Annotated in this window: 25 protein-coding genes; 20 read left to right on the top strand and 5 right to left on the bottom strand. The window is 64.0% G+C overall.

Annotated elements, in window-relative coordinates; all coding sequences use genetic code 11:
* Positions 1 to 258 precede the first annotated feature (258 nt).
* The 15 genes from oscA (at position 259) to OH705_RS17175 (ending at position 12,716) form a co-directional block, all read left to right on the top strand.
* Entirely contained in the window at positions 259 to 441 is a 183-nt protein-coding gene (gene oscA / locus OH705_RS17245) for a sulfur starvation response protein OscA (protein ID WP_003258557.1), read from the top strand.
* Between the two features lie 47 nt (positions 442 to 488).
* The gene (locus OH705_RS17240; RefSeq protein WP_031314766.1) at positions 489 to 1,496 is read left to right on the top strand and encodes a sulfate ABC transporter substrate-binding protein; all 1,008 of its coding nucleotides are present in this window, start codon (positions 489 to 491) and stop codon (positions 1,494 to 1,496) included.
* Between the two features lie 110 nt (positions 1,497 to 1,606).
* Entirely contained in the window at positions 1,607 to 2,425 is an 819-nt protein-coding gene (gene cysT, locus OH705_RS17235; protein WP_023629656.1) for a sulfate ABC transporter permease subunit CysT, read from the top strand.
* A 13-nt stretch (positions 2,426 to 2,438) separates the two neighbouring features.
* Positions 2,439 to 3,311 (top strand): sulfate ABC transporter permease subunit CysW, encoded by an 873-nt coding sequence (cysW, locus tag OH705_RS17230; RefSeq protein WP_046853746.1) that lies wholly within the window; start codon positions 2,439 to 2,441, stop codon positions 3,309 to 3,311.
* A 3-nt stretch (positions 3,312 to 3,314) separates the two neighbouring features.
* A complete protein-coding gene (locus OH705_RS17225) occupies positions 3,315 to 4,304 on the top strand; it encodes a sulfate/molybdate ABC transporter ATP-binding protein (RefSeq protein ID WP_267302603.1) in 990 nt (329 codons plus the stop codon).
* 293 nt (positions 4,305 to 4,597) lie between these two features.
* Positions 4,598 to 5,380: an energy transducer TonB gene (locus OH705_RS17220; RefSeq protein ID WP_267302602.1), complete on the top strand. Its 783-nt coding sequence runs from the start codon at positions 4,598 to 4,600 to the stop codon at positions 5,378 to 5,380.
* A 30-nt stretch (positions 5,381 to 5,410) separates the two neighbouring features.
* Positions 5,411 to 6,133, top strand: coding sequence for a MotA/TolQ/ExbB proton channel family protein (locus OH705_RS17215; RefSeq protein ID WP_038707008.1), 723 nt, complete (start codon positions 5,411 to 5,413; stop codon positions 6,131 to 6,133).
* A gap of 1 nt (position 6,134) precedes the next feature.
* Complete coding sequence (locus tag OH705_RS17210) at positions 6,135 to 6,536, top strand: ExbD/TolR family protein (RefSeq protein WP_028688526.1); 402 nt, start codon at positions 6,135 to 6,137, stop codon at positions 6,534 to 6,536.
* 194 nt (positions 6,537 to 6,730) lie between these two features.
* Entirely contained in the window at positions 6,731 to 7,312 is a 582-nt protein-coding gene (locus OH705_RS17205) for an alpha/beta hydrolase (RefSeq protein ID WP_267302601.1), read from the top strand.
* A 64-nt stretch (positions 7,313 to 7,376) separates the two neighbouring features.
* Complete coding sequence (locus OH705_RS17200; RefSeq protein ID WP_267302600.1) at positions 7,377 to 8,324, top strand: sigma 54-interacting transcriptional regulator; 948 nt, start codon at positions 7,377 to 7,379, stop codon at positions 8,322 to 8,324.
* A 181-nt stretch (positions 8,325 to 8,505) separates the two neighbouring features.
* Positions 8,506 to 9,291 carry a MetQ/NlpA family ABC transporter substrate-binding protein gene (locus OH705_RS17195; protein ID WP_031315208.1) on the top strand — a complete coding sequence of 262 codons (786 nt, stop codon included), beginning with the start codon at positions 8,506 to 8,508 and terminating at the stop codon, positions 9,289 to 9,291.
* Between the two features lie 468 nt (positions 9,292 to 9,759).
* Positions 9,760 to 10,425 carry an amino acid ABC transporter permease gene (locus tag OH705_RS17190; RefSeq protein WP_110604149.1) on the top strand — a complete coding sequence of 222 codons (666 nt, stop codon included), beginning with the start codon at positions 9,760 to 9,762 and terminating at the stop codon, positions 10,423 to 10,425.
* Positions 10,406 to 11,065, top strand: coding sequence for an amino acid ABC transporter permease (locus OH705_RS17185; protein ID WP_094010962.1), 660 nt, complete (start codon positions 10,406 to 10,408; stop codon positions 11,063 to 11,065). The genes OH705_RS17190 and OH705_RS17185 overlap by 20 nt, the downstream gene beginning before the upstream one ends.
* Positions 11,062 to 11,847 carry an amino acid ABC transporter ATP-binding protein gene (locus OH705_RS17180; RefSeq protein WP_023631066.1) on the top strand — a complete coding sequence of 262 codons (786 nt, stop codon included), beginning with the start codon at positions 11,062 to 11,064 and terminating at the stop codon, positions 11,845 to 11,847. Before OH705_RS17185 ends, OH705_RS17180 begins: the two co-directional genes overlap by 4 nt.
* Positions 11,844 to 12,716 carry a transporter substrate-binding domain-containing protein gene (locus OH705_RS17175; RefSeq protein ID WP_267302599.1) on the top strand — a complete coding sequence of 291 codons (873 nt, stop codon included), beginning with the start codon at positions 11,844 to 11,846 and terminating at the stop codon, positions 12,714 to 12,716. The genes OH705_RS17180 and OH705_RS17175 overlap by 4 nt, the downstream gene beginning before the upstream one ends.
* A 37-nt stretch (positions 12,717 to 12,753) precedes the next feature.
* Here OH705_RS17175 and OH705_RS17170 read toward each other — a convergent pair whose 3' ends face one another.
* Together OH705_RS17170 and OH705_RS17165 are read right to left on the bottom strand one after the other, a co-directional pair.
* Positions 12,754 to 13,572 (bottom strand): alpha/beta fold hydrolase, encoded by an 819-nt coding sequence (locus tag OH705_RS17170; RefSeq protein WP_267302598.1) that lies wholly within the window; start codon positions 13,570 to 13,572, stop codon positions 12,754 to 12,756.
* Between the two features lie 47 nt (positions 13,573 to 13,619).
* A complete protein-coding gene (locus tag OH705_RS17165) occupies positions 13,620 to 15,983 on the bottom strand; it encodes a penicillin acylase family protein (RefSeq protein WP_267302597.1) in 2,364 nt (787 codons plus the stop codon).
* Between the two features lie 88 nt (positions 15,984 to 16,071).
* Between OH705_RS17165 and OH705_RS17160 the strand changes: the two genes are divergently transcribed.
* Positions 16,072 to 16,638, top strand: a complete 567-nt coding sequence (locus tag OH705_RS17160; protein ID WP_263159830.1) for a sugar O-acetyltransferase — start codon at positions 16,072 to 16,074, stop codon at positions 16,636 to 16,638.
* Here the strand turns inward: OH705_RS17160 and OH705_RS17155 are convergent.
* The gene (locus tag OH705_RS17155) at positions 16,617 to 17,174 is read right to left on the bottom strand and encodes a DUF6436 domain-containing protein (RefSeq protein ID WP_267302596.1); all 558 of its coding nucleotides are present in this window, start codon (positions 17,172 to 17,174) and stop codon (positions 16,617 to 16,619) included. The two genes, OH705_RS17160 and OH705_RS17155, sit on opposite strands and share 22 nt — an antisense overlap.
* 191 nt (positions 17,175 to 17,365) lie before the next feature.
* Here OH705_RS17155 and OH705_RS17150 point away from each other — a divergent pair, with 191 nt between their 5' ends.
* Entirely contained in the window at positions 17,366 to 18,292 is a 927-nt protein-coding gene (locus OH705_RS17150; RefSeq protein WP_094010967.1) for an alpha/beta hydrolase, read from the top strand.
* Position 18,293: 1 nt separating this feature from the next.
* On the opposite strand, the gene OH705_RS17145 is transcribed toward OH705_RS17150, so the two are convergent.
* Positions 18,294 to 19,046: a DUF2059 domain-containing protein gene (locus tag OH705_RS17145; protein ID WP_038707001.1), complete on the bottom strand. Its 753-nt coding sequence runs from the start codon at positions 19,044 to 19,046 to the stop codon at positions 18,294 to 18,296.
* A 121-nt stretch (positions 19,047 to 19,167) separates the two neighbouring features.
* On the opposite strand from OH705_RS17145, the gene OH705_RS17140 reads away from it, so the two are divergent.
* Both OH705_RS17140 and OH705_RS17135 read left to right on the top strand, forming a co-directional pair.
* Complete coding sequence (locus OH705_RS17140; RefSeq protein WP_267302595.1) at positions 19,168 to 19,791, top strand: 2OG-Fe(II) oxygenase; 624 nt, start codon at positions 19,168 to 19,170, stop codon at positions 19,789 to 19,791.
* Positions 19,778 to 20,275, top strand: a complete 498-nt coding sequence (locus tag OH705_RS17135) for a DUF523 domain-containing protein (RefSeq protein WP_094010969.1) — start codon at positions 19,778 to 19,780, stop codon at positions 20,273 to 20,275. Before OH705_RS17140 ends, OH705_RS17135 begins: the two co-directional genes overlap by 14 nt.
* Positions 20,276 to 20,309: 34 nt before the next feature.
* Here the strand turns inward: OH705_RS17135 and OH705_RS17130 are convergent, their stop codons facing one another.
* Positions 20,310 to 20,792, bottom strand: coding sequence for a transporter substrate-binding domain-containing protein (locus tag OH705_RS17130; RefSeq protein WP_023632416.1), 483 nt, complete (start codon positions 20,790 to 20,792; stop codon positions 20,310 to 20,312).
* A gap of 227 nt (positions 20,793 to 21,019) precedes the next feature.
* On the opposite strand from OH705_RS17130, the gene OH705_RS17125 reads away from it, so the two are divergent.
* Positions 21,020 to 21,496 carry a DUF4399 domain-containing protein gene (locus OH705_RS17125; RefSeq protein ID WP_217867937.1) on the top strand — a complete coding sequence of 159 codons (477 nt, stop codon included), beginning with the start codon at positions 21,020 to 21,022 and terminating at the stop codon, positions 21,494 to 21,496.
* The last annotated feature ends 11 nt before the right edge of the window (positions 21,497 to 21,507 follow it).

Below are 21,507 nucleotides of genomic sequence, written 5' to 3'. Positions count from 1 at the left end.
CGGCGCGCGGTAAATTAGTTCTTTTAACCCTCGCGCATCCGGTGGGCGGGGGTGGGCCCGCTTTGGGGTCGTCCCCCGCCCCGGGGCTAGGGCGGGCAAGCCAGCTCCCACAGGGGTCAGTTTTCGTGCTAATGGTTATATAAACATTCTTAAACATTATTTTTAAGAATATCCGCGCCTCACTAGTATTGCCCTCAAGCCAGGCGCAAATCCCCTTCAAAACCTCTGCCCGGCTCCCTTACTCACAGGAGAACGAGCATGAGTGCATCTCTGCGCAGCATCGACGGTCAGGACGAAGCCACCATTCTGCGTGAAATCCAGAGTGCCCTGCGCGACCTGCGCTTTGGCGCGGTGGAGATCACCGTGCACAACGCCCAGGTGGTGCAGATTGAACGCAAGGAGAAGTTCCGCCTGCAGCAGCCCGGCAACAAGACCGGCTGACACCGCACCCCTTCAAAACTAGAAAAATGCCAATCGGGAGCTTCACCATGTCCATCCGCCGTTATGCGCTTGCCGCCCTGGCCAGTGCCGTTTTTGCCGGTTCCGCGATCGCCAAGGACTACGAATTGCTGAACGTGTCCTATGACCCGACCCGCGAGCTGTACCAGCAGTACAACGCCGAGTTCATCAAGCATTGGCAAGCCGCCAACCCCGGCGACAAGGTGAAGATCCAGCAGTCCCACGGCGGTTCGGGCAAGCAGGGCCGCGCGGTCATCGACGGCCTGCGCGCCGACGTGGTGACCCTGGCCCTGGCCGGCGACATCGACGAGATCGCCAAGCTCGGCAAGACCCTGCCGGAGGACTGGCAGAAGCGCCTGCCGGACGCCAGCACGCCGTACACCTCGACCATCGTGTTCCTGGTACGCAAGGGCAACCCGAAAGGCATCAAGGACTGGGGCGACCTGATCAAGAAAGACGTCTCGGTGATCACGCCCAATCCAAAGACCTCCGGCGGCGCCCGCTGGAACTTCCTCGCCGCCTGGGCCTACGGCCTGAAGACCGGCGGCAGTGAAGACAAGGCCAAGGCCTACGTGCAGGAGCTGTTCAAGCACGTGCCGGTGCTCGATACCGGCGCGCGTGGCTCGACCATCACCTTCGTCAACAACGGCCAGGGCGATGTGCTGCTGGCGTGGGAAAACGAAGCCTTCCTGGCGCTGAAGGAAGACGGTGGCAGCGACAAGTTCGAGATCGTCGTCCCATCGCTGTCGATCCTGGCCGAGCCACCGGTGGCGGTGGTCGACAAGAACGCCGAGAAGAAGGGCAACGAGAAGATCGCCGAGGAATACCTCAAGCATCTGTACAGCCCGGCTGGCCAGAAGATCGCTGCACAAAACTTCTACCGTCCGCGTGACGCGAAGGTCGCCGCCGAATTCGGCAAGCAGTTCCCGAAACTGGACCTGGTGACCATCGACAAGGACTTCGGTGGCTGGAAGACTGCGCAGCCGAAGTTCTTCAACGATGGCGGTGTGTTCGACCAGATTTATCAGGCACAGTGATCGGCAATGAACAAGCGGGGCTGCGCAGCAGCCCCACAAACAAAACCCTTCAGTAGCCTGCACCGGCCCGGGATGACTCCCGGGCTTCGTGCGTTCAACCAGGGACCTTTATGTCACGTCGCATTTCCCCCGTCATACCCGGCTTCGGGCTGACGCTGGGCTACACCTTGGTGTACCTCAGCCTGATCGTGCTGATACCGCTGGCGGCCATGTTCATCCATGCCTCGCAGCTCACCTGGGAGCAGTTCTGGAACATCGTCAGCGCGCCGCGGGTCATCGCCGCGCTGAAGCTGAGTTTCGGCACCGCCCTGTTCGCCGCCATCATCAACGGCGTGATCGGCACCCTGCTGGCCTGGGTGCTGGTGCGCTACACCTTCCCCGGGCGCAAGGTCATCGACGCGATGATCGACCTGCCGTTCGCCCTGCCCACCGCCGTGGCCGGCATTGCCTTGACCGCCTTGTACGCCCCTGCGGGCTGGGTTGGTCAGTTCGCCACGGATCTTGGTTTCAAGATCGCCTACACCCCACTGGGCATCACCCTGGCGCTGACGTTCGTCACCCTGCCGTTCGTGGTGCGCACGGTGCAGCCAGTGCTGGCTGACATCCCGCGTGAGGTGGAAGAGGCTGCCGCCTGCCTGGGCGCGAAGCCTTTGCAGGTGTTCCGCCATGTACTGGCTCCGGCGTTGCTGCCAGCGTGGCTGACCGGCTTCGCCCTGGCCTTTGCCCGTGGCGTTGGCGAGTACGGTTCGGTGATCTTCATCGCCGGCAACATGCCGATGAAGACCGAGATCCTGCCGTTGCTGATCATGGTCAAGCTCGACCAGTACGACTACACCGGCGCCACTGCCATCGGCGTGTTGATGCTGGTGGTTTCCTTCATCCTGCTGCTGCTGATCAACTTGCTGCAGCGGCGCATCGAAACCCCTTGAAGGAGGCCCGCTAATGTCTTCATCAACCCTTGGCGCGACCGCCGCCGCCAACGCCGCCCGGCGTGGCAGTGCCACTTCGCGCCGCGTGCTGATCACCCTGGCCTGGATCGTCTTTGCGCTGTTCCTGGCGCTGCCGCTGGTGATCGTGGTGTCCCAAGCCCTGAAAAACGGCTTCGGCACCTTCTTCGAGGCGATCTTCGAGGCCGATGCCTTGTCTGCGCTCAAGCTCACCCTGCTGGCGGTGGCCATTTCGGTGCCGCTGAACCTGCTGTTCGGGGTCAGTGCCGCCTGGTGCGTGAGCAAGTACAGCTTCCGTGGCAAAAGTATCCTGGTGACCCTGATCGACCTGCCGTTCTCGGTGTCACCGGTGATCGCCGGCCTGGTCTACGTGCTGATGTTCGGCGCCCAGGGCCTGTTCGGCCCGTGGCTGCAGGACCACGATATCCAGATCGTCTTCGCCCTGCCGGGCATCGTCCTGGCGACCATCTTCGTCACCGTGCCGTTCGTCGCCCGTGAACTGATCCCGCTGATGCAGGAGCAGGGCACCCAGGAAGAGGAGGCCGCGCGCCTGCTCGGGGCCAACGGCTGGCAGATGTTCTGGCACGTCACGCTGCCGAACATCAAATGGGGCCTGATCTACGGCGTGGTGCTGTGCACCGCACGGGCCATGGGCGAGTTCGGCGCGGTATCGGTGGTCTCCGGGCATATCCGTGGCGTCACCAACACCTTGCCGCTGCACGTGGAGATCCTCTACAACGAGTACAACCATGTCGCGGCCTTCAGCGTGGCCAGCCTGCTGCTGATCCTGGCGCTCTTCATCCTGCTGCTCAAGCAGTGGAGCGAGAACCGTATTAACCGCCTGCGCCACAGCGCCGCGGAGGAATGATTCATGTCGATCGAAGTTCGTAACGTCAGCAAGCGCTTCAACAGCTTCCAGGCCCTGGACAACATCAACCTGGACATCCACAGCGGCGAGCTGGTTGCCCTGCTGGGCCCGTCGGGCTGCGGCAAGACCACCCTGCTGCGCATCATCGCCGGCCTGGAAACCCCGGATGACGGCAGCATCGTGTTCCATGGTGAGGACGTGTCCGGGCACGACGTGCGTGATCGCAACGTCGGCTTCGTGTTCCAGCACTACGCGCTGTTCCGCCATATGAGCGTGTTCGACAACGTCGCCTTCGGCCTGCGCATGAAACCCAAGGGCGAGCGCCCGAGCGAGAGCAAGATCGCCGAGAAGGTCCACGAGCTGCTGAACATGGTGCAGCTCGACTGGTTGTCCGATCGCTACCCCGAGCAGCTGTCCGGTGGCCAGCGCCAGCGTATCGCCCTGGCCCGTGCCCTGGCGGTGGAGCCCAAGGTATTGCTGCTCGACGAGCCGTTCGGGGCGCTGGATGCCAAGGTGCGCAAGGAACTGCGCCGCTGGTTGGCGCGGCTGCACGAAGACATCAACCTGACCTCGGTATTCGTTACCCACGACCAGGAAGAGGCCATGGAAGTCGCCGACCGCATCGTGGTGATGAACAAGGGCGTAATCGAGCAGATCGGTTCGCCGGGCGAGGTGTACGAGAAACCGGCCAACGATTTTGTCTACCACTTCCTGGGTGACTCCAACCGCCTGGCGCTGAGCGAAGGCCACCATGTACTGTTCCGCCCGCACGAGGTGTCGTTGTCGCGCCATGAGACCGAAGGCCACCATGCCGCCGAGGTCCGCGATATCCGCCCGTTGGGCGCCACCACCCGGGTCACCTTGAAGGTGGAAGGGCAGAGCGAGTTGATCGAGGCCGAGGTGGTCAAGGATCATGACAGTTTGACCGGGTTGGCGCGGGGGGAGACGTTGTTCTTCCGGCCGAAGGTGTGGCAGAAGGTGACGGATATCTGAACTACTGGATGTGAATGAAGAACCCGGGCCTGGTCCCGGGTTTTTTGTTACCTGGCGGACGCAATCGCGGGGCAGTTGCCCACATGCCATTTGAGCATTTTTTTCATGCCTTCCAGGCATGTCGAACACCCGACCCGGCTAGAGGTCGCTGGTGCCAAGGCTTGCAGCGGACCGGACAAAATCGATAGCAAAAAAAGCTATAATAATAAATTTAAACATTCCTTCATGGCCTAAGCCCCTGCCGTCGATGATTCAGCCACACACCTGAATCAACACCCCAGGAGTTTCTAGCAATGGGTAATGTCCAGTCGGCCGTCAGGGCCTTTGAGCAGCCTTGGCACCCGGCATCGGGCGACCTGGTCGAGCTCGGACGCACGCTACGCCTGCCGCTTGGCCAGTTACGCCTGCAACGCACGCCACTGAGCGGCCTCAAACGACGCGACAAGCTGGCGTTGGTGCTGCTGGTGCTGGCCCTGCACGGTGCCGTCGCCTACTGGATCAACCAGGCACCGACCCCGGCGTTGCCCATCGTTCCGCCGCAGATTCCGCCCATGACCATCGAGTTCGCCGCGCCCGCGCCGCCGGTCGTCGAGCTGCCGCCGCCAGCCCCGGCAGCGCCTGTGGTCGAACCGCCACCGCCGGTGATCGACGAGTTGGCTGCCAAGCCAAAGCCCAAGCCGAAAGTCTTGCCCAAACCTGTGGCCAAGCCACAGCCAAAACCGCAGCCGAAACCGAAACCGAAACCGGTCGAGGCGCCGCCACCCACGCCGACGCCCGTGGCCGCGCCGGCCCCGGTGACGCCAGCCTCGGCCAACGCCGCCTACCTCAAGAACCCGGCGCCGGAATATCCGCAGATGGCCCAGCGCCGTGGCTGGGAGGGCACCGTGCTGCTGCGCGTCGAGGTGCTGCCCAGTGGCAAGCCAGGGCAGATCCAGATCCAGAAAAGCAGTGGTCGCGACGCTCTGGACGCCGCCGCGCTAGCCGCGGTGAAACGCTGGAGCTTCGTCCCGGCCAAGCAGGGCGAGGTGGCCCAGGTGGGTTGGGTCAGCGTACCGATCGATTTCAAGCTTCGTTAACTTGCGAGCGCACACAGGAAGGACTTCATCATGAGCTTGTTGGCATCTCCCCTCGAATCCGTTGAAGGCGCGGTCATCTGGCTGCTGGTCGGCTTCTCCGTCGCCACCTGGGCGTTGGCCCTGGTCAAGGTCGTGCAGTTCGTGCGCCTGAAGAACCAGGACAAGCGCTTCCACCAGCAGTTCTGGGCCGCGTCCAGCCTCGACTCTGCCGCGGAGCCGGCCCACGATCTGCCAGGCCCGGCTGCCCGTGTCGCCCAGGCGGGATTCGCGGCGATCGCGGTTGGCGAGCCTGGTCACGCTAACGATTTGAGCCAGGCCATCAACCACCAGGACCGCCTGGAGCGCGCCCTGCGCCAGCAGATCGTTCGCGAGCGTCGTTCGCTGGAAACCGGCCTGGCGGTGGTGGCCAGTATCGGCAGCACTTCACCCTTCATCGGCCTGTTCGGCACGGTGTGGGGCATCATGGAAGCGCTCAAGGGCATCAGCGCGGCGGGCTCGGCGAGTTTGGAGACCGTGGCGGGGCCGATCGGTGCCGCACTGGTGGCCACCGGCGTGGGTATCGCCGTCGCGGTGCCGGCGGTGCTGGTCTACAACTACTTCCTCCGTCGCCTCAAGCTGACCGCCGCCGACCTCGATGACTTCGCCCACGACTTCTACAGCCTGGCGCAGAAGAGTGCCTTCCGCGTGCTGGTGCATCCGGCGGTGCAGCGCCAGCACACCGGCTTCACCCAACCTGTGAAGGAGGCGTCCTGACATGGCCTTCTCGACCCAGGACAGCGATGAAGTGTTGAGTGAAATCAACGTCACGCCGTTGGTGGACGTCATGCTGGTGCTGTTGGTGGTGTTCATCGTCACCGCGCCGTTGCTGACCAACGCCATCCCTATCAACCTGCCCAAGACCGAGGCCGTGGCACCGGTGGAGCAGAAGGACCCGCTGGTAGTGAGCATCGACGGCAGCGGCAAGCTGTTCATCAACAAGGATGAGATCCAGCCCGACCTGCTGGAGACCAACCTCAAGGCTGCCAAGGACAAGGACGCCGAGCTGCGTGTGCAGTTGCAGGCCGACGATGGTGTGAACTACGGCGAGGTCGCCCGGGCGATGGCGGCGATCGAGCGTGCCGGGATCAGCAAGCTGGCGGTGATCACCGCGCGCTGACCGGCGATACTCTCTTCAGGCAAGTGCTTAGGGGCCATTTTCCTTGGCAGGGGATGGCCCTTTTTTTATTGCTCGAAACCAAGCCTCTTCCACATAGGCATTTTAGTTATTAATAAATAGCTTCTTATTCCTTTACGAATATAACCCCCTCCCTATACTTGCACCCAAGCACGCAAACTTCCGGAGGCGTCCCCATGCGCAATGAGTCGATTCGTTACCTGATTGTGCCGGGCTGGCAAGGATCGCCAGACAACCATTGGCAAAGTCACTGGCAGCGCAGCCTGCCCAACAGCGCCCGGGTCGAGCAGAGCGACTGGCTCACGCCACAACGGCGCGATTGGGTACAGGCATTGGAGCAGGCGATTGCCGCCGAGCGCTCGCCGGTGATTCTCATCGCCCACAGCCTCGGCTGCATCACGGTCGCGCATTGGGCCGCACAGGCCAGCCCTGATCTACAGCAAAGAGTTCGCGGCGCGCTGCTGGTGGCACCGGCGGATGTCGAGCGACCGAATTGCGCGCCAGCGCTGCGCAATTTTGCGCCGATTCCCCTGCAGGCCCTGCCGTTCCCCAGTCAGGTGGTCAGCTCAGACAACGACCCGGCGGTGAGCGTGCCGCGCGCGTTGTACCTGGCGCAGGCCTGGGGCGCCGAAGCCGGGCTGCTGGCCAACGCCGGGCATATCAACGTCAAGTCCGGGCACCAACGCTGGGAGCAAGGCTTTGCCTATCTCTACCGGCTACAGGCCCGTGTCGACCTGCGCGCCCTGCGCCGCGCCTGATCCACAGGTTTTCATCGACTGAGCTGAGTCCCTCGACCGCTTGCGGCCGGGGCGGGAGTATTCCATGACATTTCACACACCATTCGGTCAGCCGCTGCTGACCTTCCCCGAGCTGGACAAGAGCCCGCTGAGCATCCGCGCCAAGGCGCTGGTGTTCGTCGACCCGCGCTCCCAGGCGCTGCGCCAGGCCCTGGAACGGCTGGCGCCACAACCGTTGCCGGTGCTGATCCGCGGCGAGACCGGCACCGGCAAGGAGCTGCTGGCCCGGCAGATTCATCGCGCCAGTGATCGGGGCGGGTTGTTCGTGTCGGTCAACTGCGCGGCCATCAGCCCGACCTATGCCGATGCCGAGCTGTTCGGCTACAGCGCCGGTAGTCAGGGTGGTACTGCCAGCAGTCGCGCCGGATGGTTCGGCTCGGCCAATGGCGGCACCTTGTATCTGGACGAGATCGCCGACCTGCCCCTGGCGGTCCAGGGCAAGCTGCTGGCCGCCCTGGAGAATCGTGAGGTGATCCGGGTCGGCGCCACGCAGCCGCAGGCGGTCGATGTGCGGCTGGTGGCCGCTTCCAGCATCGACCTGGCGCTGGCAGTGCGCGCGGGGCGTTTCAATGAGCGGCTCTACCATTACCTGCACGAAGGCGAGCTGGAGTTGCCGGCGCTGCGTGATCGGGTCGGCGATATCCTGCCGTTGGCCGAGTACTTCGTGGGGATCTACAGCGTGCGCCTGGATCGGCCGGTTCCCCTGATCAGCGAGGCGGCACAACAGGCGCTCGAAGCGCATGCCTGGCCGGGCAATACCCGCGAGCTGGAGAACGTCATTCACTTCGCCCTGCTGGTCAGCGATGGCGATGAAATCCTCCCTGAGCACCTCGACCTGCCGGACACCCGCCCACTGGCCAACCTGGCGCGACAGCTGGAACAGCTACGCCGTGGCGGCGAAGCGCAGACCCTCGCTGAACTGCGTGGGCTGCTGGGCGAAGCCCTGGCGCGACTGGGTGAAACCGCGCCTTAGAGCCGCGCGGTGTCGCTCATGACCAAAGGTCATGATGGCGATTTGTTTTTGGAATAAGCAGCTAAGTAAAAGATATTGTTACGGAATAAAAATAATCGGTATTGTCCGGTTCACGCCCACCCGAACGGATGGGCACCCGACTCGCCATCTGCGATGGCCCAGCTATAGAACAAGGATCACCATGAAAAAGACCCTGCTGACCACCGCCCTGGCCGCCGCCCTGTCGTTCGCGGGCCTCGCCAACGCCGCTGAAAAACTGGTGGTCGCCGCCACGCCTGTGCCGCACGCGGAAATCCTCGAGCTGATCAAGCCGACCCTGGCCAAGGAAGGCGTGGACCTGGAGATCAAGGTCTTCACCGACTACGTCCAGCCCAACGTGCAGGTCGACCAGAAGCGCCTGGACGCCAACTACTTTCAGACCCTGCCGTACCTGAAGAACTTCAACGAAGGCAAGGGCACCCACCTGGAGACCGTGATCGGCGTGCACGTCGAACCGTTTGGTGGCTACTCGAAGAAGGTCAAGAGCCTGACCGAGCTGAAGGACGGCGCGACCGTGGCCATCCCCAACGAAGGCAGCAACAGTGGCCGTGCCCTGCTGCTGCTGCAGAAGGCCGGGCTGATTACCCTGAAGGATCCGAAGAACGCCCTGGCCACGCCGAAGGACATCGCCGAGAACCCGAAGAAGCTCAAGTTCAAGGAGCTTGAATCGGCCATGCTCCCGCGTGTGCTGGATCAGGTCGACCTGGACATGATCAACACCAACTATGCACTTGAAGCCGGCCTGAACCCGGCCAAGGACGCCCTGGTGATCGAAGGCAGCGATTCGCCATACGTGAACTTCCTGGTTGCCCGCCCGGACAACAAGGACAGCGCGGCCATCCAGAAGCTGGCCAAGGCGCTGACCAGCCCGGAAGTGAAGGCATTCATCGAGAAGAAATACAGCGGTGCGGTACTGCCGGCGTTCTGATACGCGACCTGGTACGAAAAACGCCGACGCATTTTGCGTCGGCGTTTTTGTTTGGGCTGGCTTGAAGAGGGGGGCAGCCAGTAGTGGCGCTTCAGCGCTGACTGGCCAGGGCCCGGCGCAGCGCCAGGAGCCACAGCAGTTGTTCGTTCGAAGCAGGCAAGCAGGGGCTGTTCATCGTTGTCTTCCTTGTTGAATGTGATGGGCCGTGCAAGTCACAGTTTGAAATCCCTTGGAGGGGAAAATTCTCGGAAAGATCCGCGTTTGGTGAAGGAAATTTCCGAGCGTCACGGGGTGGTGATATAGATATGCGATAAAGATATTTATAAAAATATTTTTATGCCTTTAGAGTCTAGGAATCGTGCTTACCGGCACAGCGCCACTATTCGTGAAACGACGCCGAGCAACCCTCGTGCCGACCCTGGACCTTCCCATGCCGTACCTTCGTGACCCCGTGCCGAGGCCCCTTCCATGAGCTTCGACACCGCTTTCATGCTTAGCACACTGCCGGCCTTCTTCAAGGCCGTTGGCGTGACCTTGCAAGTCGGGGTGATCGCAATCGCCACCTCATTGCTGGTGGCGCTGCTCAACGCGACGATCCTGGTATTGCGAACGCCGTACCTGTGGCGCCTGGTCAAGGGCTACGTGGAGCTGGCCCGCAACACTCCGTTGCTGATCCAACTGTTCTTCGTCTACTTCGCCTTGCCGAGCCTGGGGGTGAAGGTAACCGGCTTCGCTGCCGCGATCATCACCCTGACGTTCATGGGCGGTGCCTACCTCACCGAGGTACTGCGCGCCGGGGTCGAGGCCGTGCCGCGGGCGCAACTGGAGTCCGGGCGCTCCATCGGCCTTTCCGAGGGCCAGCTGCTGCGCCATGTGATCCTGCCCCAGGCCGGCATCCTCAGCCTGCCGGCACTGTTCGCCAATTTCGTCTTCCTGCTCAAGGAAACCACCGTGGTTTCGGCGGTGGCGGTGCCGGAGATTCTCTACACCACCAAGAACTACATCGCCCTGTACTACAAGACCTACGAAATGCTCGCCGTGCTGACCCTGCTCTGCGTGCTGATCTTCCTGCCGCTATCGCTGCTGCTGCGCTACCTGGAACGGAGGCTGCAACATGGCCAGTTCGGGCATTGAGCTGCTGCTGGTTTCGCTGCCGCAACTGGCCATGGGCGCCGGGCAGACCCTGGCGATCTCGGCCCTGGGCATCCTGTTCGCCACCTTGGGCGGCGTGCTCTACGGCGTGCTGGCGACACTCGGTAGCCGTTGGCTAAATATCCTGCTGCAGGTGTACCTGGAGCTGTTCCGGGCGATTCCGGTGCTGGTCTGGCTGTACCTGGTGTTCTTCGGCTTGCCGATCTTCTTCGGCCTGAGCATCCCCAGCTTTTGGTGCGCGGTGCTGGTGCTGGGCCTGTGGGGCGCCAGCGAGGTCGGCGAAGTGGTGCGCGGCGCCTTGCAGTCGCTGCCACGCGGGCAGCGCGAGGCGGGGTTGTCGATCGGCCTGGGCGGCTGGCAGCTGTATGCCTATGTGCTGCTGCCTCAGGCGCTCAAGCGCATGACCCCGCCGACCATCAATATCTACACGCGGATCATCAAGACCAGCTCGCTGGCGGTGCTGATCGGTGTGGTCGAAGTGATCAAGGCGGGGCAGCAGATCATCGAACGCACCTACGAGTCGGTGCTGATCTACGGCGCGCTGTTTCTGTTCTTCTTTCTTGTCTGCTATCCGCTGTCAGCCGCCTCCCGCGTGCTGGAGCGGCGCTGGGCCCACGCATGAATCCATTGATCGAATTCCAAGGTTTCAACAAGTTCTTCGGCCAGCACCAGGTGCTTGCAGACATCGACCTCAAGGTCGAGGCCGGCGAGGTAGTGGTGATCCTCGGCCCCAGCGGCTGTGGCAAGAGCACCCTGCTGCGCTGCCTCAACGGCCTGGAAGAGGCCCAGGGCGGCAGCCTGCGCCTCGACGGCCAGGAGTTGCTCGGCCCCGACACCGACTGGCGCCAGGTGCGCCAACGGGTCGGCATGGTGTTCCAGAGCTACCACCTGTTCGGCCACATGAGCGTGATCGACAACCTGCTGCTGGGGCCGCTGAAGGTGCAGAAGCGCGAACGCCACGAGGCCCAGGCCCAGGCCGAGGCTTTGCTGGCCCGGGTAGGGCTGCTGGACAAGCGTGACGCGTTCCCGCGCCAGCTCTCCGGTGGTCAGCAGCAACGCATCGCCATTGTCCGTTCGTTATGCATGAACCCACAGGTGATGCTCTTCGATGAGGTCACCGCCGCCCTCGACCCGGAGATGGTCAAGGAGGTGCTGCAGGTGATCCAGGGTCTGGCCCGCGAAGGCATGACCCTGCTCATCGTCACTCACGAAATGGCCTTCGCCCGCGCGGTGGCCGACCGCATCGTGTTCATGGAGGCCGGCAGGATCCTTGAACAGAACCACCCTGAGCGCTTCTTCACTCAACCGCAGACCGCACGCGCGCAGCAGTTCCTGGAGAAATTCTCGTTCGTCGAAAGCCTGCCCAAGACACTGTCTAAGCCATTGCACAAGGAACTGTCATGAAGACTGCCCCGTTCGCCAAACTGCTCGCGCCATTGTTGGGCCTGGCCCTGCTGGCCGGCTGCAACAAATCCGAAGATCCGGCCAAGCCCGCCGCCGCCTCGCCGGCCAGCAGCTACCTGGAAACCATCAAGGCCCGCGACAAGCTGATCGTCGGCGTGTTCACCGACAAGCCACCGTTCGGCTTCGTCGATGAAAGCGGCCGCTACGTGGGTTTCGACACCGACATCGGCCGGCGCTTCGCCAAGGACCTGCTGGGCGACGAGAACAAAGTCGAGTTCGTCGCGGTCGAGCCTGCCAGCCGCATCCCGTTCCTGCAGAGCGACAAGGTCGACCTGATTCTCGCCAACATGACCGTCACCCCGGAACGCAAGGAGGCCGTGGACTTCACCAACCCCAACCTGCGCGTGGCGGTGCAGGCCATCGTCGCCGACGGCAGTCCGGTGCAGAAGCTCGACGACCTGGCCGACAAGACCATCATCGTCACCACCGGCACCACCGCCGACATCTGGCTGACCAAGACCCACCCGGACTGGAAACTGCTCAAGTTCGAGAAGAACACCGAGTCGCTGGCCGCGTTGGCCAACGGTCGGGGTGATGCCTATGCCCAGGACAACCTGATCCTGTTCAGCTGGGCCAAGCAGAACCCGGGCTACCGCGTGCTGCCACAGCTGCTGGGTGATGAAGCACCGATCGCCCCGGCGGTGAAGAAGGGCAATACCGAGTTGCGCGATTGGGTGAACACCGAACTGGCCAAGCTCGGCGAGGAGAAGTTCTTGCTCAAGCTGTATGACCAGTACGTGCGCAAGGAACTGAGCGACGATACCAAGCCTGAGAGCGTGATCGTCGAGGGCGGCAAGTGGCAGGGTTGATTATCTGAACGGGGCCGCACAGCGGCCCCCTCCGGTCTCAGCAATTGCGCGGTAACCAGTTCAACAGGAAATCATTCACCACCTGCGGATTCTCCAGGCTGGAGATATGTCCGGCGAATGGAATCTGTGCCGCCAGACATCCAATCAACTGCGCCATCTCGGCGGACTCCGCCGGTGGCCTTGGGATGTCCTGGTCGCCACAGAGCACGATGGTCCGCTCTCCCGGCAGTTCACCGAGTCGCGCCAGCAGGTCTGGCCGGCCGAAGATCACCCGGCCCATCGGGTCGAGGCTGTCGCGGATGGTTTCGGCGCTGCTTGCCTTGAGGTCCGCACGGAAGGACTCGCGCACCTCGGGCACCGTCTGGCCACCGGCATGGAAGAAGATCGGCACCACGACGTCCAGCAACGGGTCGATGAAGGCTCCCGCTTTGCTTGCCGCATCCAGCAAACCGAAATACTTCAGCCGCGTCGCCTCGGGCTCGGCCCCCAGGTAGGTGTCCATCAGCACCAGGCGGTCGACTCGTTCAGGGTGGTCGACGGCCAACTGCGCGCCCCACATGCCGCCAACCGACAGCCCGATCAGGTGGCACTTCTGGATATCCAGGGCATCGAGCAACGCCAGGTGCTGGCGAGCCAGGGCGGCCATGTCGACGGTACTGGCGGGCGGGGCGGCGGAATCGCCGTGGCCCCACAGCTCAGGTACGATGACCCGGAAGTGCCGTGACAGGGCGTCGATCTGCGGTTGCCACATGGCGGACGACCACAGGTAGCTGTGGCCCAGCAGCACTGGGAAGCCCTGGCCCTGGTCGACATAGCTCATGCGTGCTCCGTCGATCTCGATGAAGTGTTTCTGCATTGCGTGACCTCATGGATTGCGAGAGGGCCGCTGTGCGGCCCCGGTTTCTATCTGGGCACCAGCCGCAGTGTGCTTTGCGCCGGAATCACTCCCATCCGCGCCTTGTGATAGCGCCCCTCGATGTAGTCCTCGGCCTGGTCGCCATAGTGCCGGTCGAACGGCACGCCACTCTGCCCGACCGGGTTGATGGTCAGCGCGGCTCCGGCGTCGGCGAAGTCGATCAGGCGGCGGGTGGATGGCCCGTAGGTGACCGGCCAGGGTGCCGGGCCGATCTTCGCCGACAAGTTGTTTGGCACCTCATGGGTCCCGGGCGCGGCGTAGGGCCCGACATTGAACAACAGGTTCAGCGGCTTCTTCACGCCCAGCGGATGGTTATGGGTGAGGGTATGGGCCTTGCCCCACTGCCAGCTGGCCGGATCCTTGCCGAAGGTCTCGCGCAGGTGCTTGATGCTGCGCTGCCAGGCCAGGCGCACGATGGCGTTGCGATCGGTGTGTTCGTTGCTACCGCGCAGGTTCCACCACGGTGATTGAGGGTCGCCAGCCAGGCGAGGCAGCGCGGCGTCGATGGCACGGGTACTGATCAGCACCGGGAACCAGGTGTCGCCCAGCTCGTCGTGCAGGGCGGCGAACGCCAGCTCGTAGAGGAACTGGTTGAACAGCGTGGCGCTGGTGGAGTCCAGCGGGTAGTCGCCGCGCCAGGCCGCCAGCTGCTCGACCAGTTCTTTCTCTTCGTCGCCCTGGGCGACGTTGCGCAAGGTGCCGAGCAGCGGTGCCAGGGTACGCGGGCCATAGTCGGTGCTGGTGTCCAGCTGCAAGGCCTGGCTGTTCTGGGTGTCCCACTTGATGTCCGGGTCGCGTAACAGGCGATCGAGCTGGCGTCCCCGGTCGGCCAGGTTGTAGTAGCCGGGCACGGGCAGTGCGCCCGGTGGTTGGTAATTGGCCGAGACGATATAGCCGTTGGCCGGGTTCTCCTGCTGTGGATTGGCACTGAACGGGTAGAACCCCGGCTTGGCGGCCTGGCCGCTGCCGCCGTCGAGGATGAACGCCGGGTTGACGCCATCCGGGCGGATCGGCAGGCGCGCCGCCGCCCACCAGCCGATGTCGCCACGGGCATTGGCCCATACGAGGTTCAACCCTGGCGCCTGGATCTTGCTTGCCGCCTCGCGCATCTTGTCCAGGGTGTCGGCGCGGTTGATCTGGTAGAAGCCCTCGAGTATCGGGTTCTCGGTTTCCAGGAAGGCCCACCACATGGCGATGGGCGTCGGGCCGGCGGTGTCGCCGAGCACGCTGTTGACGATCGGACCGTGGGGCGAGCGGCGCAAGGTGATGCTGGCCGGCTGCGCATCCTTGACCGCGATCTGCTGCTCGGTCTTTTCCAGCGACTGCCAGCGGCCATCGACCATCACCTGCTCGGGGTTCTGCGGATTGGTCCGCTCCGCGATCAGGTCGACGTCGTCGTTCTGGAACATGGTCAGGCTCCAGCCGAAGTCGCGGTTGTGGCCGAGCAGGGCGAACGGGTTGAGCGCCTGGAAGTAGCCATACAGGTTGAAGCCTGGCGCCGACAACTCGGCTTCGTACCAGATCGCCGGCACCGCGAAGCTGATGTGCGGGTCACCCGCCAGCAGTGGCCGGCCGCTGCGGGTATGGCTGCCGGCCACGGCCCAGGCGTTGCTGCCCTCGAACTGCGGAATACCCGCATCGCCCAGGGCCTCGTGGCTGAGCCGCGCCAACTGCTCCAGGCTGCGCCAGTCGGCGGCGGCCAGCGGCGTGGCCACGGCGCCGTCGGGCTGCCAGTCGAGGTCGAAGATCTTCAGGTACTCGGGGCCGAGCTGATCGCGAATGTAGGTCAGCGCCGGGTCGGTGCGGAACGCGGCGGCGAAACTGTAGGCGAGGTAGCCGGCAATGCTCAGGGTGTCCTCGGCGGTGAAGGGGCGCGGCGTGATGCCGAGCAGGTCGAACTCCATCGGCTTGGGGTGGCTGGCCTGCCACTGGTTGATGCCGTCCAGGTAGGCCTGCAGCGCCTGCCAGGCCGGTGACTGGCGGTCCTGGCGCTGCACCATCAAGGCCGCCTGGTCGCGAATGCGCAGGCTGCGGAACAGGGTATCGGTGGGCAGCAACTTCTCGCCCAGCACCTCGGCCAGCTCGCCGCGCGCCAGGCGGCGCATGATCTCCATCTGGAACAGACGGTCCTGTGCTTGCACGTAGCCGAGGGCGCGGTACAGGTCCTGCTCGTTCTGCGCCTGCAGGTGCGGCACGCCACGGGCATCGAAGCGCACGCTGACCGGCGCCTGCAAGCCGTTGATGGCCGCTTCGCCATCACGCTGGGGCTGCTTGCCCTGCACGTACCAGTAACCGCCGCCCGCGGCGGCCACGGCGATCACCACCGCCAGCAAGGTCAGGCTGCGCTTCATCGAGACTCCTTGTGCACTCGAGCGAAAGAATGTGGTCCGATCATCGGCGGATTCGCGAACTGAGCATAGCCCCCCGAAAGGAGTTTCCATGTCCCTCAGCGAAAAACAGAAAATGCTGGCAGGCCAGCTCTACCATGCCGGCTGCCCCGAGCTGCAAGCCGAGCAGGCGGCCAACCGGCAGTGGATGCACCGCTACAACGGCAGCGTCGAGCAACCCAACGAAGCGCGTCATGATTTGTTGAAGGCGCATTTCGCCAGCGTGGGCGAAGGCGTGGTGATCCGGCCGCCGTTCCACTGTGACTACGGCTACAACATCAGCGTGGGCGCCAACACCTTCATGAACTTCAACTGCGTGATCCTCGACGTGCTGCCGGTGCGCATCGGCGCCGACTGCCAGATCGCCCCGGCGGTGCAGATCTACACCGCCGACCACCCGCTGGACCCGGCGCTGCGCCGCAGTGGCCTGGAAAGCGGGCGCCCGGTGATCATCGGCGACAACGTCTGGATTGGCGGCGGGGCGATCATCCTGCCTGGGGTGACCATCGGTGATAACGTCGTGGTCGGCGCCGGCAGCGTGGTGACCCGGGATGTGCCGGCGGGAGCGGTGGTGGTGGGTAATCCGGCGCGGGTGCGTCAATCGATCCAGGGGCAATAGCAGCCGACCGCCAGGGTATTCGAGGCCTGCACCCGACGCCCTTGTGCCAAGGCCTTGAGGATCGGCTCGATGAAACTGTTGCTCGAGTTGCATACCGCGCCTTCGCTGTAGGGGCCGAAGTAGGCGAGGTTGCCGTCGTGGTCCCAGATCGCCACGGCGGGGCTGACGGGCAGGTGCTCGCTGCCGGGCAGGCTGGCCAGGGGCTTGAGTGTTCCCAGGTTGGCCGGCAGTTGGCCGTGGCTGCCAGGCTTTTGCACGACATGGAAGCTGACCCCGAGCGGTGCGAAGTGCTCGACCAGTTCGCCCAGGTGTTGCTGGTTGCCGACATTGCATGGGCAGGCCGGGTCCCAGAAATGCACCACGCGGATCGGGCCCGGGCCGGCCAGTTCGGCTGGGAGGCGCAGTTGGCTGCCGTCGAAGAAGGTGGCCTGGTTGTCGAACGGACGCAGGTAACGGGACTGGAAGCTGTCGTAGGCCCACCAGGCGGTGGCAGCGCAGAGCAGCAGTGCAAGGAATATCAGAAGTCGCTTCGCCATAGGGGCCCGGTCGCGGTACCTGCAGGAGCGGGCTTGTCCCGCGATGGCTGCGGTGAAGCCAGCATCGCTATCGCGGGGCAAGCCCGCTCCCACGAGGTCGCGTGTTTCGTTGAGAAAGGCAGCAAGCTTGCCATGACGCGGCCCAGAGCTGAATATCGCAGATCAATACTTGCTTCACTCTGGATGTACCGATGCCCGCCAGTTTCCACCCCGACCTGCTGCGCGCCAGCCTGTCGCCCCTTGCCGATCGCCACCTGCTATCCACCCAGGGCCAGGCTTACCAGGGCTTCTACGGCCTGGGTCTGTCCGCGCACAGTTGGCTGGGTGGCTTCCAGGTGGCAGGCTTCGACCTGGTCGGCCAGGTCTGGCTGCCCGAGCGGCCACAGGCGACGTTGTTCCTGCTGCATGGCTACTACGATCACATGGGGTTGTACCGCCACGTGATCGAATGGGCCCTGGGGCGCGGCTACGCCGTGATCGGCTGCGACCTGCCAGGGCATGGCCTGTCCAGTGGCGAACGGGCCAGCATCGATGATTTCGGCATCTACCAGCAGGTGCTCGAGGCGCTGTTCGAACAGGCCCGGCTGCTTGACCTGCCAAGGCCCTGGCATCTCTGCGGCCAAAGCACCGGTGGGGCGATCGTGGTCGACCACCTGTTGCATCAGGGTGAAAGCAGCCCTGTCGACGGCGAGGTGATCTTGTTGGCCCCCCTGGTGCGCCCGCGGGCCTGGGGCTGGTCGAAGCTGAGCTACCGGGTGCTGCGCCACTTCGTCAACGGCATCGAGCGGCGCTTCAGCGAGAACACCAATGACCCGGCCTTCCTGCCCTTCCTCGAAGCCGATCCGCTACAACCACGGCGTCTGCCGACCGCCTGGGTCGGTGCGTTGATGAAGTGGGTCCGGCGCATCGAAGCCGCGCCCAGGAGTACGCGGCGGCCGCTGATCGTGCAGGGCGAGGCGGACGGTACGGTGGATTGGCCGTACAACCTCAAGGTGCTCAAGGCCAAGTTTGCCGAGCCGCAGATCCTCATGCTGCCCGAGGCGCGGCATCACCTGGCCAACGAGCTGCCCGGCATCCGCCAGCGCTACTTCGAGTTCATCGGCCAGCGCCTGGGCTGACTCACTTCAGGTTGGCGGCGTTCTGGCCCACGGCCAGGGCGGCGCGAATCGCGGCCACCGCGGCCTTGTAGTAGGCCTGGCCGTCCGTCGATTCGGCGAAGGTGGCGAACTGCTCGAGCTCGGCGTCCGACAGGTCGCGATAGACGTACAACAACGTGTTGTTCAGGTCCTCGCCCACCTGGTTCATCAACCGCTGGCGCTGGCCATCGAGCAGGTTCTGGGCCTGGCCGCCGCCGAACAGGCCGGGCAACATCGAGCTCAGGCTGTCGGCCGCCACGCCGGCGATCGCCAGGCTGACTTCGGCGCCGGCCTCGCGGGCGGGCAGGGCCTGGGCCAGGTGGCCGACGATCAGCACGCGGTTGTCGCTGGCCTGGATTTTCGGCAAGCCCTTGGCGTGCTTGGCCAGTTGATCCTTGCGCGTGGCAAGCAGTTCGGCGGCCACGACCTTGCGCCCCAGCGGTGACTGGAAGAAGGCCAGGGCTGGCGAGGGGTTGGGCAGGTTGGCGCGCAGTTGTGCCTGGGCCCGTTGGTCCATGGCCTGGGCCTGGAACCGTTGGTTGCTGTTGTTGACCAGCGCCTGGTAGACGGCAGGCGGCAGGCTATTGCGGTAGCGCTGCTGGGCGGCGCTCACGGCATCGTTGAAATGGGCGCGCTGGTCGGGCCAGCCGGCGACCTTGTACAGCTGATCGAGGGTGTCTGCCCAGACAGGCATGGTGCAGATCATCAGCAGAAGCAGGGAAAACAGACGGCGCATTCAGGACTCCTGTCGGCAGGCCGCTATTGTCCTTGGCGTGGCGGGGCTTTGTCGAGTCGCCAGCGGCGCTTCCTGACCAAGTGGCGCTGTGCGAGCGATGGCCGAATGGCTATGATGCGCCATGCACATACCTTCCGAACATCCGCTGCTGTCGACCATCGTCGATGACCTGGCCACCCGTGGTTGGTCGCAGCAACCCCTCTTCCTGCCCGACGAACTGTCGCGCGCGCTGGCGGCCGAATGCCGTCGTCGTTACGCCGAGGGTGAACTGAACCCCGCCGGCATCGGCCGTGGCGCCGCGCAGGAGATCCGCGAGGCGATCCGTGGCGACCAGATCCAGTGGATCGACCCCGGTGAATCGGAGGTCTGCGACCGCTACCTGGGGGCGATGGACAGCCTGCGCCAGGCCATCAACCAGGGATTGTTCCTGGGGCTCGAGGACTTCGAGTGCCACTTTGCCCTGTATCCGCCGGGCGCCTTCTACAAGCGCCATCTCGACCGCTTCCGCGACGATGACCGGCGCATGGTGTCGGCCGTGCTGTACCTCAACGAGGGCTGGCAGCCGCAGGACGGTGGACAATTACGCATGTTCCTGAAGGGTGATGTCGAGCACGACGTGGCGCCATTGGCCGGCAGCCTGGTGGTGTTCCTGTCGGGTGAGGTCCCGCACGAGGTACTGCCGGCAGGGCGTGAACGCCTGTCGTTGACCGGTTGGTTCCGGCGCCGTGGCAATGAGCCGTTCTGAGCTGCCGAAGGTACTGGTCAGCGCCTGCCTGCTGGGCCAGCCGGTGCGCTATGACGGGCGTGCCAGTGGCCATCCCGATGTATTGCAGCGTTGGCAGGCCGAAGGCAGGGTGGTGCCACTGTGCCCGGAGGTTGCCGGTGGCTTGCCGACACCGCGACCGCCCGCTGAGATACCCGGTGGGCAGGGCGGGGCGGTGCTGGACGGGCAGGCACAGGTGCTGACGGTGACCGGCGACGATGTCAGCGACGCCTTTCTCGCCGGGGCCCGCCTGGCGCTGGAACTGGTGCGCCGGCATGGCATCCGTGTGGCGGTGCTCAAGTCGGGCAGCCCCTCGTGTGGCAATCTGCAGACCTATGACGGCAGTTTCAGCGGTGTGAAGGTGGCGGGTGAGGGCGTGACCACGGCCTTGTTGCGGCGCGAAGGGGTGCAGGTGTTCAGCGAGCTGGAGCTGGAAGAGGCGCAGCGAGCGTTGAGCCAGATCTGATCGCGGGGCAAGCCCGCTGCCCCGCGATGCGGTGTTACTGTCCGGCGCTCGCCTGCTTGGAACCCTTGAGCCATTTGCTTTCCAGGTCAGCCAGGCGGCCGTCGTCCTTGATCCGTTGCAGGGCATTGTTCAGAGCCGTCTCGAAGGCTGGATTGTCCTTCAGGTACGGAATCACCAGATTCTGGCTGGCCAGGGTCCGAATGGTGTCGAGTTGGTCGCTAGGTTCGACGTCTTGCTTGTTGAAGGCCATGTCGAACTTGCCGCTCTCCACCCCGGGCAGCACCTCTTCGGCTGCGGTCTCGACGAACTCGGCCCGCACATCCAGCTCCTTGGCCAGGGCCTGGCCCAACTCGATCTCGAAACCGGTCAGGTGTTCGTCTTCCTTGAACGCATAAGGTGGTGAATCGCTCAGCACCGCAATGCGCAGTTCGCCACGGTCGTTGATTTCGTCGATCAGTTCGGCCTGGGCCAGTGGGCTGAACAATACCGCCAACAGAATGCCAATGGTCAAACGCATGAGTGCCCCTTTCTTGTTCGGCAGGTGAATGTCATTCGCCGAGGCTTTCTTTTCTGCCGCGGTCGAACGCAGCCTATGACCGTGTAGCCGCGTTAATGTTTACGCCGGCCTGAAATATTTCTGCCGTTGTTTTTGAACCTCTGCCTGGTTGGTTGGACTATGGTGAAGTACCGCTGTGCTTCGTTTAAGTGATAGCGGTCAATTGAAGTGAATCACAGGAGAAGTGAATGAAAAGCCTATTTTCGCGTGCTGCCGTTGCCGGTCTGCTGATGGGGGCGTCGGTGTTCGCCAGTGCTGCGGATGCGCTGAAGAGCCAGCAGCCACCGGAGGGCGCCAAGGTCTTCATCGTTTCCCCCGCCGACGGGGCCACGGTCGACAAGACCTTCACCGTCAAGTTCGGTATCGAGGGCATGGGCCTCAAGCCAGCGGGTGACCAGACCCCGCACACTGGGCATCACCACCTGCTGGTGGATGTGGACAAGGCGCCGGTCGCCGACATGCCGCTGCCGACCAGCCTGATGCCGGAGAACAACGCCCCCCTGCCGGCCGGCCCGCAAGTACTGCACTTCGGCAAGGCGCAGACCGAGGCGACCATCACCCTCACCCCAGGCAAGCACACCCTGCAACTTGTGCTGGGCGACAAGTATCACGTGCCGTTCAAACCGAGCGTCGAGTCGCAGAAGATCACCGTCAACGTCAAGTGATGCTGAACCTG

The organism is Pseudomonas sp. BJa3 (assembly GCF_026343815.1).
GTDB classification, from domain to species: Bacteria; Pseudomonadota; Gammaproteobacteria; order Pseudomonadales; family Pseudomonadaceae; genus Aquipseudomonas; species Aquipseudomonas soli.
This window is presented reverse-complemented; position numbering and strand designations above follow the sequence as displayed.